Annotated in this window: 13 protein-coding genes; 6 read left to right on the top strand and 7 right to left on the bottom strand. The window is 62.7% G+C overall.

Annotated features, from left to right (window positions below; all coding sequences use genetic code 11):
* Positions 1 to 89: 89 nt before the first annotated feature.
* Positions 90 to 815, top strand: coding sequence for a response regulator (locus C5J26_RS29365; RefSeq protein ID WP_105404981.1), 726 nt, complete (start codon positions 90 to 92; stop codon positions 813 to 815).
* On the opposite strand, the gene C5J26_RS29360 is transcribed toward C5J26_RS29365, so the two are convergent.
* The 7 genes from C5J26_RS29360 to C5J26_RS29330 form a co-directional block, all read right to left on the bottom strand.
* Positions 816 to 1,979 carry a CapA family protein gene (locus C5J26_RS29360; protein WP_105404980.1) on the bottom strand — a complete coding sequence of 388 codons (1,164 nt, stop codon included), beginning with the start codon at positions 1,977 to 1,979 and terminating at the stop codon, positions 816 to 818.
* Positions 1,976 to 3,880 carry a CocE/NonD family hydrolase gene (locus C5J26_RS29355; protein WP_245441321.1) on the bottom strand — a complete coding sequence of 635 codons (1,905 nt, stop codon included), beginning with the start codon at positions 3,878 to 3,880 and terminating at the stop codon, positions 1,976 to 1,978. The genes C5J26_RS29360 and C5J26_RS29355 overlap by 4 nt, the downstream gene beginning before the upstream one ends.
* A 120-nt stretch (positions 3,881 to 4,000) precedes the next feature.
* A complete protein-coding gene (locus tag C5J26_RS29350) occupies positions 4,001 to 5,575 on the bottom strand; it encodes an ABC transporter substrate-binding protein (protein WP_105404979.1) in 1,575 nt (524 codons plus the stop codon).
* A 20-nt stretch (positions 5,576 to 5,595) separates the two neighbouring features.
* Positions 5,596 to 6,663: an ABC transporter ATP-binding protein gene (locus C5J26_RS29345; protein ID WP_105404978.1), complete on the bottom strand. Its 1,068-nt coding sequence runs from the start codon at positions 6,661 to 6,663 to the stop codon at positions 5,596 to 5,598.
* A complete protein-coding gene (locus C5J26_RS29340; protein ID WP_105404977.1) occupies positions 6,660 to 7,631 on the bottom strand; it encodes an ABC transporter ATP-binding protein in 972 nt (323 codons plus the stop codon). Before C5J26_RS29340 ends, C5J26_RS29345 begins: the two co-directional genes overlap by 4 nt.
* 5 nt (positions 7,632 to 7,636) lie before the next feature.
* Positions 7,637 to 8,536: an ABC transporter permease gene (locus C5J26_RS29335; protein ID WP_105404976.1), complete on the bottom strand. Its 900-nt coding sequence runs from the start codon at positions 8,534 to 8,536 to the stop codon at positions 7,637 to 7,639.
* Entirely contained in the window at positions 8,533 to 9,507 is a 975-nt protein-coding gene (locus C5J26_RS29330; RefSeq protein ID WP_046638255.1) for an ABC transporter permease, read from the bottom strand. The genes C5J26_RS29335 and C5J26_RS29330 overlap by 4 nt, the downstream gene beginning before the upstream one ends.
* Before the next feature lie 209 nt (positions 9,508 to 9,716).
* Here C5J26_RS29330 and C5J26_RS29325 point away from each other — a divergent pair, with 209 nt between their 5' ends.
* The 5 genes from C5J26_RS29325 to C5J26_RS29305 form a co-directional block, all read left to right on the top strand.
* On the top strand, positions 9,717 to 10,613 hold the full coding sequence (locus C5J26_RS29325) for a LysR family transcriptional regulator (protein WP_105404975.1): 897 nt from the start codon (positions 9,717 to 9,719) through the stop codon (positions 10,611 to 10,613).
* A 135-nt stretch (positions 10,614 to 10,748) separates the two neighbouring features.
* On the top strand, positions 10,749 to 12,281 hold the full coding sequence (locus C5J26_RS29320) for an acyl-CoA carboxylase subunit beta (RefSeq protein ID WP_105404974.1): 1,533 nt from the start codon (positions 10,749 to 10,751) through the stop codon (positions 12,279 to 12,281).
* Positions 12,282 to 12,368: 87 nt separating this feature from the next.
* Complete coding sequence (yghU, locus tag C5J26_RS29315; RefSeq protein ID WP_105404973.1) at positions 12,369 to 13,268, top strand: glutathione-dependent disulfide-bond oxidoreductase; 900 nt, start codon at positions 12,369 to 12,371, stop codon at positions 13,266 to 13,268.
* A gap of 23 nt (positions 13,269 to 13,291) precedes the next feature.
* Positions 13,292 to 13,669 carry a hypothetical protein gene (locus C5J26_RS29310; protein ID WP_105405017.1) on the top strand — a complete coding sequence of 126 codons (378 nt, stop codon included), beginning with the start codon at positions 13,292 to 13,294 and terminating at the stop codon, positions 13,667 to 13,669.
* A partial coding sequence (locus C5J26_RS29305; RefSeq protein WP_105404972.1) for an acetyl/propionyl/methylcrotonyl-CoA carboxylase subunit alpha occupies positions 13,669 to 15,058 on the top strand: 1,390 nt, incomplete at its 3' end. The genes C5J26_RS29310 and C5J26_RS29305, both read left to right, overlap by 1 nt.

Raw genomic sequence — 15,058 nt, 5'->3', positions numbered from 1 at the left:
GTTGACCGAATCCCGGTAACGCGCGAATGCTAGTCGTGTGAAAGACGGTTCTAATTGGTAACAATCTGTAACACGCCGGTTCCCTGTTGATGTCATCCCCCGCAAGCTCAGCCAACATTCTCGTCGTCGACGACGATCCTCGAATTCGTCAGATGCTGACGCGGTATTTCGAGGGCGAGGGATATGCCGTCAGCGCGGTATCCGACGGGCAGGAAATGCGCGCTCAGCTGAAGCGGCAGGAGGTCGACATCATCCTTCTCGACCTTTCGCTTCCCGGCGGTCAGGATGGTTTCGATCTTGCCCGGGAAATCCGGATGCAATCGGACGTTCCGATCATGATGCTGACCGGCCGCGACGATGTGGTCGACCGGATTATCGGGATCGAGATCGGTGCAGATGACTATATAGCCAAGCCGTTTCACCTGCGCGAAGTGCATGCGCGGCTGAAATCGATCCTCAGGCGGCGCCAGCCGGCTCAGCCGAAGCCCGAGGAAAACGAGGAGAAGATCGTCCGCTTCGAAGGATGGACGCTCAATCTTTCGAGGCGCCAGCTGCTGTCTGCCGAAGATGGCGAAGTCGAATTGACGACGGGCGAATTCGACATGCTGGCGGCCTTCATCCAGCATGCCGGCCGGGTGCTGACGCGCGATTTTCTGATGGACACCACGAGAGGACGGCAGCTCGATTCTTTCGACCGCACGATCGACGCGCAGATCGTCCGGCTGCGCCGCAAGATCGAGGCGGATGCCAAGCATCCCCAGCTCATCAAGGCCGTTCGCGGTGTTGGTTACATTTTCACCGGCAAGCTCGGCTGATCAAAAAACGACCTGCCTGTCCGCCGCTGAAAGCCCGGCAAAAGCTCTTTCCCTGATATCGTCCGCATCGGAGCCTTGCAGCGGAACCGGCCCCAAAGGCAGGTCGTGGTCCACGGGCCTGCCAACCGAAATCGGCAGCAATTCAAGCCTTTTGCACGTACCGTCATCGGCAAGCGTCAACCGGATCGCGGCGCTGCGCCAGACATCGACATGCTTTTCGTCATAGGTCGCCGGCCGCCCGGTGTGGAAGACGAAGTTGCCGAGGCCGGCGATGATCACCCGCCCGCGATAAAAGATGAGCGGCTGCATGACCGGCGCGCCGGTACCAAGCACCAGGTCCGCGCCGCAGTCGATCAGGCCGCGACAGAGATCGAGCAGCCAGTCGGGTGTCATTTTCCAATTGGAATCCCAGTGATGGCCGTGGAGCGCCACCGCTACAAGATCTCCTATCGCCTTTGCGGCATCGATGCCGTCGACGAGCCGCTGCATGTCCGTCTCGTCCGCCGTCCAGCGTGCACCGATGGCGTCGCCGGCAGCGACGGGCGTGCCGAAGACCTCCAGTTCCGGGCGCTCGCCTGCATCATAACCCACGGCAGCACGTGCCGCGCCCCGTTTGTCGTCGCCAAGGGTCCCGACGATCCTCTTCAGCGTCTCGAATTCTTCTGCCGGCACGCTCACCGTCCGCTTCATCCGCAACGGGGCAATGCCGCCGCGCTCCGTCGAGGCATAGTTGATGTCCGGCTGCGGCCCGAGATCGACGGAGAAGATGGCCAGTGATTGCTCAGGTCCCGGCACGATGACCGGCGCGGCAGCCTGCTCGATATCCCGCCCGCTGCCGGCAAGCTTCAGCCCGGCCGCTTCCACCGCGGCGCGCGTCGACGCAATGCCCGGCGGACCGAGGTCGAAGGCGTGGTTGTTGGCGTGCGTTACCGCGTGAAAGCCAAGTTCCCGGATGGAAACCAGCGCATCCGGGGAAGCCAGATGCAGCGTCTTCGTCTTGGTGGGCCATGCACCGGCAGTCTCCACCGTCGCCTCGAGATTGCCGAAGACAACATCCGCCTCGAGGAAATCCTGGACCTCGGCCTGTCCTTCGCCATGGAGGTCGAGGGGGCCGTGGATCAGGATTTGGCCGGTAACGGCGACGGTCAGCATGGCCTCGTTCATTTCGCGATGGGCTTCAGCGCCGCCATTGCCACTCTACCGACGATCGGCAGGCGGATGGCGGATGCACGCATATCATCGCAGAAAACGGTGTTGCGGGCCACTTGGCTTGTGCGTCCCCGGCCCTCCGGCGCATAGCTATTTGGATTTATGTCGTACTTCGGGAAATTGGATGATGAGATATCAACCCGGATGCGGTGGCCCCTGGCGAACAGGTTGGCGGTCGCGAACGGCTCGATCGTTACCTTGAACCCCTCGCCCTTGACGATCGGCTCGGGCTTTTCGAAGGAGTTGCGGTAGCGGCAGCGGATGATCCCGTCGGTGATGTTGAGCGCGTAGCCGGTCGGGTAATCCTTGCTCGGTGGATAGACGTCGACGAGTTTCGCGGTGAAATCCGTGTCCGGCGCATCCGACGAGACATAAAGTTCGACCGTGATCGGTCCAACTACTGCGACATCTTCGGCGAGCGGCTCGGTCTCGAAGGAGAGCACGTCGGCACGCGCCGAAAGCGGCAGGCCCGGATGTTTCGAGCCGTAGAATTTGTCGCCCTCGCGTTGGTCGAAGCCGCCGCCTTCAAAGATCGGCTGGCCGCTCGTCAGCGATCCGCCGATCGTCGGCACCGGGTTCTTCGGGTCGAAGTCGTAGGTGAAGGGGGAAGCTTCCGCCCTCGGCCTGTCGGTCGAAAGCGAGCCGTTTTCATGGATATAGTAATTTCGGAATTCCGTCCCAGGCAGCGGCCAGTCGGCCGCCTCGATCCAGTGCCCGCCGTGATCCAGCCGGCCGTCCGCGTTGCGCGTGCCCGACCCGCCGCCCATCACGAAGGCGCGCACCACCGGTTCCTGCGCCACCGTGTTGTCCTTGCCCTTCAGCCAGTGGTCGAACCAGTTGCGGCGGAAGGATAGCCAGCTTTCCATCACATTGCCGCCAAGCGGCGCGGCCGGTCCGAAAGAGGTGTCGCCGGCAAGCGTCGCATTGCGGTTGCCGTGCAGCCAAGGCCCCATGATCAATTGCAGCGGCCGGCTGTCCTTGCCGGAAAGCCCGCGATAGTTATCGAGCGTCGATTTCACATAGGCGTCGTACCAGCTCGACATCAGCACGACAGGCACTTCCGGAAAAGTCTCGTAGAAACCTTCCATGTAAAGCCCGACCCGGCGCCAGCTCTCGTCGAACGTGCCGCTGCGCCACTGGTCGAGCAGGTAGCTTTCATATTCCGGCATCCAGCGCACCGGAGAATTGCCTTCGCTCCAGGGCATGACGTTGAACCATGCGTGAAGGTCCTCCGCTTCGATCGCGGCACGGGCAAATTCGTTGCCCTCGCCGATCGCCTGGTTGTAGGCCCAGGTCGCCTGCTTCAGCTCGAATGCGCCGCCCTGGCGGATGCCGCACTGATAGGCGTTCGAGAATCCACCCGAATCCATCACCATGCAGGCCAGCCCCGGTGGGTTCAGGCAGGCGAGCGCCGCTTGAGTATGGGCCGCATAGGAAAGGCCCATCGTCCCGAACTGGCCGTTCGACCAGGCCTGTTCCACCAGCCAGCGGGCGGTATCGTAGCCGTCGGCGGCTTCTGAAATGTATTTGCTGAACTCGCCCTCGGAATTGTAGCGGCCGCGGCAATCCTGGTAGATCACGGCATATCCCGCCCGGACGAAATAGCTCGCCACCTCATGGCGCTTCATCGGCTCCGCCATGCCCACTTCGATCTCGGAACGCGAGCGCTCCGCCTTGCCGTAGGGCGTGCGTTCCATGATCGCCGGAAGCCGGCCTTCGATCGCCTTGCCGTCCTTGGCGGGCCGGTAGACGTCGGTCGCCAGCCTCACGCCGTCGCGCATCGTCACCATCACATCCCGCTCGACGACCACGTCGTCGGCAATCACCTCGAAGCGCGATGGCGTCAGAGTATCCATGTCCATATCCTCGAATTTGCAAATCAATTCCGGGCCAGCCCCACCACACGTCAGGCCGGCCCGGGATATGCCGCGGCTCCAGGAGAGAGGGCCGCAGCAAACTGTTGAGTGCGGAAAGACTTATTTGGCGATGCCGGCGAGTGTCGCGGCGGTGTCTTCCGTCATGTTGGCGACATAGGAGAGGCTTGCCTTGCCGGCCCAGTGAACCTTCTGCCAGTAGAGCGGGATGACTGGAATGTCGGAAAAGACCAGCTTGGTCGCCTTCTGCAGCAGTTCCACGCGCTTCTTGACGTCGAATTCGGCGGTGGCGGCACGCATCGCATCGTCGAAGGCCGGGTTCGAATATTTCGTCCGGTTGAACGAGCCGGTGCCCGCATCCTTGTTGGCCGTCATCAGCAGGTTGCGAAGACCCGTGGCGGAGGTCGGCGTAGAATTGCCGAGCGAGAAGATGAAGGCGGAGAATTCGCCGGCCCCGGCGCCCTTGGTGTAGACGTTATAGGGCTGGGCGACGACGCCGTTCACCTTCAGGCCGCCGCGCGCGAACATCTGGCCGAGCGCCTGCGCCACCTCCGCATCGCCCGGGAAGCGGTCGTTGGAGGTGTGGATGGTGATGCCGAAACCGTCCTTGTAGCCGGCTTCCGAAAGCAGCTTCTTGGCGTTCTCGGCGTTCATGGCGGGCGCCGCGATCGACGGATCGTTGCCGGCGACGCCCTTCGGAACCAGCTGGCCTGCAGCTTCCGCTGAACCGTCGAGAATCCGGTCGATGATCAGCTGGCGGTTGACCAGTTCGGAGAGCGCCTGGCGAACTTTGACGTCCTTCAGCGGGTTCTTGTCGAGCGGCTTGCCTTCCTTGTCGGTGATGAAGGGCGTCTTGTCGCGGGCGCTGTCGAGCGCCAGGTAGATCATCCGGGACGAGGCGATTGAGAAGACCTTGAGACCGGAAATCCCCTGGAGGGTCTTCACGTCGCCTGGCGGCACGGCGTCGATCAGGTCGACCGAGCCGGAGCGAAGGGCCGCAACGCGCGAGGCGTCGTTCGAGATGAACTTGATCGTGACGTTGTCGAAATCCTGTTTCTTGCCCCAGAAGGCATCGTTGCGGGTGAGCTGCAGGTTGTCGCCCGGCGTCCAGGACCTGAACTTGTAGGCGCCGGTGCCGATCGCCGCCTTGCCGCTGTTGAAGTCCTCGATCGAAGCGCCTTCCGCGACCTTCTTTTCGACGATGTAGACGAAGCCGACCTGTTCGATGAAATCGGGTGTCGGCTTCTTGGTCTTGATCTCGACGGTCAGCTTGTCGATCGCCTTCATGCTGTCGATCGCCCCGACATTGCCGGAGAACGGCGCCGGGCTGTTCGGGATATCCTTGGCGCGGGTGAGCGAGAAGATCACGTCCTCTGATGTCAGCGGGTTGCCGTCGTGGAATTTGACGCCGTCGCGCAGTTTGATCTGCCATGTCAGCGGATCGACATTTGTCCAGGAGACGGCAAGCGCTGGCTCGACATTGATTGCCGGGTCGGTCTGCACCAGGCGGTCGAAGACCTGCATGGCGATGTTCTGGTTGTTGCCGGTGCGCGAAAACTGCGGATCGATCGCCGACGGCTCGGTGGCGCTGCCGAGTATCAGGTCGGCGGCCTGAGCCGAGCTCAGCGCGATGACCGAGGCCGCAACCCCGGCCAGGAGAAATTTCATCGGTTTCATTATATCTGTTCCCTTCCTTTTTAGATGGCCGGTTCGGCCGTCGCGTTTGTTGCCTGATGGGCGGCAAGATCGTTCAGGTGGCAGGCGCTGACATGGCGACCAGCGACCTTGGCCGTGTTTTCCTTCAAGACCGGCCGTTCCACGCGGCAGCGGTCGAAAGCCTTGGGACAGCGGGGATGGAAATGGCATCCCGCCGGCGGATGGAGCGGCGAGGGGATCTCGCCCTTGATCGGCGTGAACACCCGGCGGCGATCGCTAACCGACGGCAGTTCGCGGATCAGCGCCTGGGTATAGGGATGTTTCGGATTGTCGAAGAGCTCGTCAGGCGTGGCGCTTTCCACCACGCGGCCGAGATACATGACCACAACCCGATCGCAGATATGTTTGACGACGCCGAGATCGTGGCTGATGAACAGATAGGTCAGCCCGAATTCTTGTCTCAGGTCCATGAACAGGTTGAGGATCTGCGCCTGGATCGACACGTCGAGGGCAGCGACGGATTCGTCGCAGACGAGCAGCTTCGGCTTTACCGCGAGCGCCCGGGCAATGCCGATACGCTGCCGCTGCCCGCCGGAAAACTGGTGCGGGTAGCGGTCCAGATAAGACGGATCGAGGCCGACACGCGTCACCAGCGCCGCCACGTAATCCCGCATCTCCCGACCCTTGACGATGCCGTGCACCTTGGGCGCCTCGCCGATCAGGTCGAGAACCCGCTTGCGCGGATTGAGCGTCGACATCGGGTCCTGGAAGATCATCTGGGCGGAAAGCCGCATGGCGCGTTTGTCGTCACCCTGCAGCGAAGTCAGCGGCCGGCCCTTCCAGCGTACCTCGCCGCCGCTCGCGGGCATGATGCCGGCCATCACCCGGCCGAGCGTCGATTTCCCGCAGCCCGATTCGCCGACGAGGCCGACCACCTCGCCCGGATGGACCGCGAGATTGACTTCGTCGACCGCATGCACGGTCTTTTCCTCGAGGCCGGCCCCGAAGAGATTGGCGATCTTTTCCGCATAGTCGAGCTTGCGGGAAAACCGCCGGCTGACATCCACGGCTTCTACGAGGGGCACGGCTTCCACGAGCGGGTTCGTCATGCGGCGCTCCAGAGGTGAGGGTGGAAACAGCGGAACTCGCGGCCGGCGGCGATCGACCGTATCGGTTCGGTGGCGCAGACATCGGTGGCCCGAGCGCAGCGGTCGCGGAAGGCGCAACCGGAAGGGCGCGACAGCGGCGAGGGCGCGAAACCGGGGATCGGCCGAAGCGGCTCGCCGCGCGGCACCGCCGCAGGCACGGCGCTGAGCAGGCCGGACGTATAGGGATGGCGCGGCGCGGTGAGCACCCCATCGACCTGCCCCGCCTCGACGATCCGGCCCGCATACATGACCATGATCCGGTCCGCGAGGGCTGCGACGACGCCGAGATCGTGGCTGATCCAGATCAGCGCCATGCCGAATTCGGCGGCCAGGCGCTTGATCTCGAACAGGATCTGCGACTGGATCGTCACGTCGAGCGCCGTCGTCGGTTCGTCGGCGATGATCAGGTCCGGCCGGTGCAGGAGTGCGATCGCGATCGCCACCCGCTGGCGCATGCCGCCGGAAAACTGGTGCGGATAGGAATCCAGCCGCTCCTCCGGCGAAGGAATGCCGACAAGGCCCAGTGCATCGCGAGCCCGGGCGCGGGCTTCCGCGCGGGAGACCCTGTCATGCGCCTGCACCGTTTCGATCATCTGGGTGGCGACCGAGAGAACCGGGTTCAGCGTCATCATCGGATCCTGGAAGATCATCGCGATGCGCTTGCCCCGGATCGTCCGCATGGCGCCCGGCGACATCTTCAGGAGGTCGTCGCCGTTGAACAGGATCTGGCCGCTGACCACCCGCCCGGGCGGGTCGACGAGGCCGAGGATCGAGAACCCGGTGATCGACTTGCCCGAGCCGGATTCGCCGACAAGCCCGACGATCTCGCGCTCACCGACCGTGAAGCTCACGTCGTCGACGGCCTTCAAGATCCCGCGGCGGGTCATGAAATGGGTGGAAAGGTTTTTCACTTCGAGGACCGGTGTCATCGCGCTCACCTTTCACCAAGTCGGGGATTGAGGACTTCGCGCAGCCGGTCTCCGACGATGTTGATCGAAAAGACCAGTACGAGCAGAAGGACGCCCGGATAAACGCTGATCCAGTATTCGCCGGACATCAGCAACTGATATCCGTTGGCGATCAGCAGCCCGAGCGACGGTTCGGTGATCGGCAGGCCGATGCCGAGGAAGGAGAGGGTCGCCTCCGCCGAAATGGCGTTCGCCACCTGCAGCATGCCGATGACGATCAGCGGCGGCAGACAGTTCGGCAGAATATGGCCGATCAGGATACGCGGCGTGCCGATGCCGAGTGTTACCGCAGCCTCGACATAGTCCTTGTTCTTTTCGACAAGCGCAGCACTTCTGACGGCGCGGGCAAATGTCGCCCATTGCACCAGGATCAGCGCGAAGATCACCTTCCAGAGCCCCTGGCCCAGCAGCGCCAGCAGCATCAGTGCCACGAGAATGGTCGGAAAGCCGAGCATCAGGTCGACGATGCGCATGATCAGCGTGTCGATACGCCCGCCGAAATAGGCGGCGATCAGGCCGAGCACCGTGCCGACCAGAAGCGCGACGATGCCGGAGAATACGCCGACGCCGAGGCTGGTGCGCAGGCCGTAGATCATCGCCGAGAACATGTCGCGGCCCTGGCCATCGGTACCGAGCCAGTAGTTCATGCCGTCCATGCTCTGCGAGCCGGGTGGCAGCTTGGAATCGAGGATGTCCAGCACCGCGAGATCGAACGGGTTCTGGGGCGTCAGATAGGGTCCGATGACCGCGGCAAACAGCAGGATGATGCAGACGACGGCGGCAACGACCGCCTTGGGGCTGCGGCCGATGCCGGTGACCAGGCGGCCGAGCAGCATGTCTTCGGCGAAAAGAGCGCGGGCGGTCATTGGGCGCCTCCTAGCCGGACGCGGGGATCGACCAGCGAATAGAGTACGTCGACGACGAAATTGATGAAGATGAACAGGCTGACGATGACCAGCAGGTAGGCGACCACGACAGGCCGGTCGAGCCGCATGATGCTGTCGATCAAAAGCTTGCCGATCCCCGGCCATGCGAAGATCGTCTCCGTCACCACCGCAAAGGCGAGCATGCTGCCGAGCTCCAGGCCGATCACGGTGATCAGCGGGATCAGGATGTTCTTGAACACATGGACGAAGACGATGCGTCGCTCGGAAATGCCCTTGGCGCGCGCGAATTTCACGAAATCGAGCGGCATCGTCTCGCGCACGCCGGTGCGGGTGAGGCGGATCACCAGCGAAAGCTTGAACAGCGACAGGTTGATCGCCGGCAGGATCAGGTGAGTGAGGCCGTCGAGCGTGAACAGGCTGGAACGGAGCCCCAGAAATTCGCCCATCTGGCCGCGCCCGGTGGACGGCAGCCAGCCGAGCCACACCGAAAAGATCATGATCAACATCATGCCCTGCCAGAAGCTCGGCAGAGAGAAGCCGAAGATCGAGCCGGTCATGATCACTTCGTCGGTGGCGGTGTTCGGTTTCAAGCCGGACAGAAGGCCGAGCGGGATGCCGAGCAGGAGCGCGAAGACGAGGCCGGTCAGCGTCAGCTCCAGCGTCGCCGGCAGGCGTTCGAAGATCAGGCTGATGGACGGACGGTTGAAGACGAAGGAGCGGCCGAGGTCGCCGTGCAGCGCGTTCCAGGCAAAAGTGAAGAACTGTTCCCAGAGTGGCTTGTCGAGCCCGAGCGAGGCGACGACCTGAGCGCGCTCCGCCGGGCTTGCATCCGGCGAGATCAGCATCTCGGCCGGATCGCCAATCGCATAGATACCGATGAAGACGATAACTGCGGTGACGCAGAGGACGGCGATGCTCTGCAGGAAGCGGCGGATGACGAAAACCGTCATGGCGTGCGCTCCTGCTTACCCTTCGTCCCGCAGGGACAGAGAATTCTCATGAAGACGTTCCCTTTTTTCTCGTTGTTGAGGCCGACGATAGCGGGCGGCGCGGGATGCGCAATATTATGCGCGGAATGCATGGTCCTATGCGTTTTGCGCGCGGAACCCTGTTCGATGTCTCTGCTTGTGTTCGCCGCCGCCTTCCGTAGGATCGCGGCATGAATTTCAAGCAGCTCGAAATCTTCAAGACGATCATGGATACCGGCTCCACCATAGCGGCGGCGGCACAACTCGGCCTGTCGCAGTCGGCAATCAGCCGTCAGCTCGCATCGCTGGAAGAAGAGATCGGTCGCGAGCTTTTCCTGCGTGACAAGGGGCGGCTCATCCCCCGGCCGGAAGCGCATCTCCTGGTCGACGAGGTGGATGACGTCGCAGAGAGCGTCGCCAGACTGCGCGTCAAGGTCGGCGACGTCCGTTCGGGTGCCTTCGGTGAGGCGCTGATCCGCGTCGCCTTCCCGCACAGCCTCGCGACCACCATGCTGCCGCCGATCCTTGCCCGCTTCAAGGCCGATCATCCGCGGGTGACGGTGGAAATCCTGAGCGGTCCCTACGATGCGATCGAACGCATGGTGCGCGGCCGCGTCGCCGATCTCGGTTTCGTCCGCCTGCCGCCGGAGGAGCATTCCTTCGACACCCGCCCGCTTTTCACCAGCGGCACCACCTGCGTCATGCCGGTCGGCCACCCGTTGGCCGCCAAGCAGGCCATCGACGTCAACGATCTTGCCCGCAACGACCTGATCCTGCTTGGCCGGCAGCGCGTCAACCGCAACGAACTGGAACACGAACTGCGCCGCATGGTGCCGAGCTACCGCTGCAGTCTGGAAGTCCATTCGGTCGAGACCGCCTGCGCCTGCGCAGCCCAAGGGCTCGGCATCGCCATCGTGCCCTCGCTGATAGCCGAGTTCTTCCGCAGCGATGCGATCGCCATGCGGCCTTTCCTCCCCGACAAGGTCTCCGAATACGGAATCATCTCGATGCCCGGCGCGCCGCTCTCCTGGACGGCCGAGGCGTTCATCAACATCATCAAGGCGGATTCGGGCGAAACCACGCTCTAGGCGCGGTCATATGGTTTCAGGCCGTTTTGCATTTTCCGGCCCGCGCTCTTATCAATTCGTATAGATGCGCGTTCCACGGTTTCCCGTAGGCCCGCGAGACGCTAAGTAATGCCCAAGGGAATACCGGGAGCAAACATGCGAGCAGTTCTGGGTGAGGTGGAGAAACGCCGGGCGGAGGCAAGGCTCGGCGGGGGCAAGAAGCGTATCGAGGCGCAGCATGCCAAGGGCAAGCTGACTGCCCGCGAGCGCCTCGAGGTCCTGCTCGACGAGGGCTCCTTCGAGGAGTTCGACATGTATGTCACGCACCGGGCGGTGGATTTCGGTATGGATAGCCAAAAGGTCGCGGGCGATGGCGTCGTTACCGGCTGGGGCACCATCAACGGCCGCCAGGTCTACGTCTTTTCCCAGGACTTTACGGTTCTCGGCGGCTCCCTTTCCGAGACACATGCGCAAAAAATCTGCAAGATCATGGATATGGCGGTACGAGTCGGCGCGCCGGTGATCGGCCTGAACGACAGTGGCGGTGCCCGTATCCAGGAAGGCGTTTCCTCGCTTGCCGGCTATGCCGAAGTCTTTCGCCGCAATGCCGAGGCGTCCGGCGTCGTGCCGCAGATTTCCGTCATCATGGGGCCCTGCGCCGGCGGTGCGGTCTATTCGCCGGCCATGACCGACTTCATCTTCATGGTGCGCGACAGCTCCTACATGTTCGTCACCGGTCCCGACGTGGTGAAGACCGTTACCAACGAGATCGTCACCGCCGAGGAACTCGGCGGCGCAGGCACCCACACGAAAAAATCCTCGGTCGCCGATGCGGCCTTCGAGAACGACATCGAGGCGCTCGAGGCCGTCCGCCAGCTCTTTGATTTCCTGCCGCTCAACAACCGCGAAAAGCCGCCCGTCCGTCCCTTCCACGACGATCCGGCCCGCATCGAGAACCGCCTCGACAGCCTGATCCCGGACAGCGCCGCAAAACCCTACGACATGAAGGAACTGATCTATGCGATCGCCGACGAGGGCGATTTCTTCGAGATCCAGGAAGCCTATGCGAGAAACATCATCACCGGCTTCATCCGTCTCGAAGGCCAGACGGTCGGCGTCGTCGCCAACCAGCCGATGGTGCTGGCCGGCTGCCTCGATATCGACAGTTCCCGCAAGGCGGCCCGCTTCGTGCGGTTCTGCGACGCTTTCTCGATCCCGATCCTGACCCTGGTGGATGTGCCGGGTTTCCTTCCGGGCGTTGCCCAGGAATATGGCGGCGTCATCAAGCACGGCGCCAAGCTTCTCTTCGCCTATTCCGAAGCGACCGTCCCCATGGTCACGCTGATCACGCGAAAGGCCTATGGCGGCGCCTATGACGTCATGGCCTCGAAACATATCGGCGCCGATTTCAATTATGCCTGGCCGACCGCCGAAATTGCCGTCATGGGCGCCAAGGGAGCGACCGAGATCCTCTACCGCTCGGAACTCGGCGACCCGGAGAAGATCGCGGCGCGGACGAAGGAATACGAGGAGCGTTTCGCCAATCCGTTCGTGGCGGCCGAGCGCGGTTTCATCGATGAGGTGATCATGCCGCATTCGTCGCGCCGCCGCATCGCCCGCGCCTTCGCTTCGCTGCGCAACAAGCAGGTGACGACGCATTGGAAGAAACACGACACGATCCCGCTGTGACGAGCGGAAATTCGGCTGGCCGCTCTCTATATAGGTGTCGCCCCGCTAAAAACCCCGGGCGTGCCACTTGAATGGAAGGAAGATTTCATGACCGACAAATCCCCCGCCGAGAATTTTCCAGCGGGCTACGAGCTCCCGAAGATCTGGACCTGGGAACAGGGAAACGGCGGCCAGTTCGCCAATATCAACCGGCCGATCGCCGGTCCGACCCATGAAAGGGCGCTGCCGGTCGGCAAACATCCCCTGCAGCTCTATTCGCTGGCGACGCCGAACGGCGTGAAGATCGGCATCATGCTGGAAGAACTGCTGGCTGCCGGCCACAAGGGTGCCGAATACGACGCCTGGCTCATCAAGATCGGCGACGGCGACCAGTTCGGTTCCGGTTTCGTCGATGTCAATCCGAATTCGAAGATCCCGGCCCTGCTGGACCGTTCCACGCCCGAGCCGACCCGCGTTTTCGAAAGCGGCGCGATCCTTCTCTATCTCGCAAACAAGTTCGACGACGCCTTCCTGCCCAAGGACCACAAGGCACGCACCGAAACGATGAACTGGCTGTTCTGGCAAATGGCCTCGGCGCCCTATCTCGGCGGCGGCTTCGGCCATTTCTATGCCTATGCGCCGGTCTATATCAAATATGCCATCGACCGGTTCTCGATGGAGGTGAAGCGCCAGCTCGATGTCCTCGACCGGCATCTTGCCGAGAACCGGTACATGGCAGGCTCCGAATATTCGATCGCCGATATCGCCATCTGGCCCTGGTACGGCAACCTGGCGCAAGGCAAGGCCTATGGCGAGGCCGGCACCTTCCTTGACGTCCAGAGCTACAAGAACGTCCAGCGCTGGACGGCCGAGATCGCCGAACGGCCGGCCGTCAAGCGTGGCCGCATGGTGAACCGGGTGAACGGCGATCCGTCCGAACAGCTTCACGAACGCCACGACGCTTCCGATTTCGAGACGAAGACGCAGGACAAGCTCGCCAAGGCTTGAAGAACGACCGCAAGGAGACCAGCATGCCCAGACCGCCCGACATGACGAAACATAGGGGTTTCCCTTCCGGCATGCCGGGCCACGGGCATCATTTCACGATCCGGCGGGCAAACGAAAAGGGGGCGACGCCGCTGAAGCAGCTGCAGCGCCTCGCCCGCCCGGGCACGATCGAACACAAGGTGGATGCCGCCTTCCTGCATGCGCTGTGGCACCATTTCGGCTCTGAGCCGTTCGAGCGGGGCAATCTCGATGCCGGCCGGCTCAACCTTCTGTTCGGCCGCGAGGTCGTTCCGGCCGAAAACGACTTCGACCCGACCTCCTACGACGCGCTTCTCAGGATCGACGAGAAGGTCGCCCGCAGAACGTTCCCCGAATCCTTCGACGACGTCATGGAGGTCTGATGCCGGCGCTCAAGAAAATCCTCGTCGCCAATCGTGGCGAGATCGCCTGCCGGGTCATCAGGACGGCCCGCAAGATGGGCATAAAGACGGTGGCGGTCTATTCGGACGCGGATGCCGAGGCGCTGCATGTACGGATGGCGGACGAGGCTGTTCATATCGGCCCGGCACCGTCTTCCCAGTCCTATATCGTCATCGACAAGATCCTGGAGGCGATCCGGACGACCGGCGCGGATGCGGTGCATCCGGGTTATGGCTTCCTTTCGGAAAATGCCGCTTTCGCGCAGGCGCTGGAAAAGGCGGGCGTCGTTTTCATTGGCCCTCCGGTCAAAGCCATCCAGGCGATGGGCGACAAGATCACCTCGAAGAAGATCGCGGCCGAAGCCGGCGTCTCCACCGTTCCCGGTCATATGGGCCTGATCGAAGATGCCGAGGAGGCGGTAAAAATCTCCGCCTCGATCGGTTATCCTGTGATGATCAAGGCTTCTGCCGGCGGCGGTGGCAAGGGCATGCGCATCGCCTGGAACGATGCCGAAGCGCGCGAGGGTTTCCAGTCCTCCCGCAACGAAGCGAAGAACTCGTTCGGCGACGATCGCATTTTCATCGAGAAATTCGTCGACCAGCCGCGCCACATCGAAATCCAGGTGCTCGGCGATCAACACGGCACCACGCTCTATCTTGGCGAGCGCGAATGCTCGATCCAGCGCCGCAACCAGAAGGTCATCGAGGAGGCCCCGTCGCCTTTCCTCGACGACGAAACCCGGAAGGCCATGGGTGAACAGGCGGTCGCCCTCGCGAAAGCGGTCGGTTATTTCTCGGCCGGCACGGTGGAGTTCATCGTCGATGGCGCCAGAAATTTCTATTTCCTCGAGATGAACACCCGCCTGCAGGTGGAGCACCCGGTCACCGAACTCGTCACCGGCATCGATCTTGTCGAACAGATGATCCGCGTTGCGTCAGGCGAAAAACTGTCGCTCGGTCAGGACGACGTCGAGCTGAATGGCTGGGCCATCGAAAGCCGGCTCTATGCCGAGGATCCCTACCGCAACTTCCTGCCGTCGATCGGCCGGCTGAGCCGCTACCGTCCGCCCGCGGAAGGCCGGCAAGACGACGGCACCGTGGTCCGCAACGATACCGGCGTCTTCGAGGGCGGCGAGATCTCCATGTATTACGACCCGATGATTGCGAAACTCTGCACCTGGGCGCCTGATCGTCTGACGGCGATCGACGCGATGGGCAAGGCGCTCGACGATTTCGAGGTGGACGGCATCGGCCACAATCTGCCCTTCCTCTCGGCCGTCATGGATCACGACCGTTTTCGCTCCGGAAAGATCACCACGGCCTTCATCGCCGAGGAATTCCCGGAAGGTTTTTCGGGCGTGCATCCCGACG

Source organism: Neorhizobium sp. T7_12, from assembly GCF_002968535.1.
Classification (GTDB): Bacteria; Pseudomonadota; Alphaproteobacteria; order Rhizobiales; family Rhizobiaceae; genus Neorhizobium; species Neorhizobium tomejilense.
The sequence above is the reverse complement of the archived record's forward strand: the minus strand, read 5'-3'. Positions and strand labels throughout refer to the sequence as shown.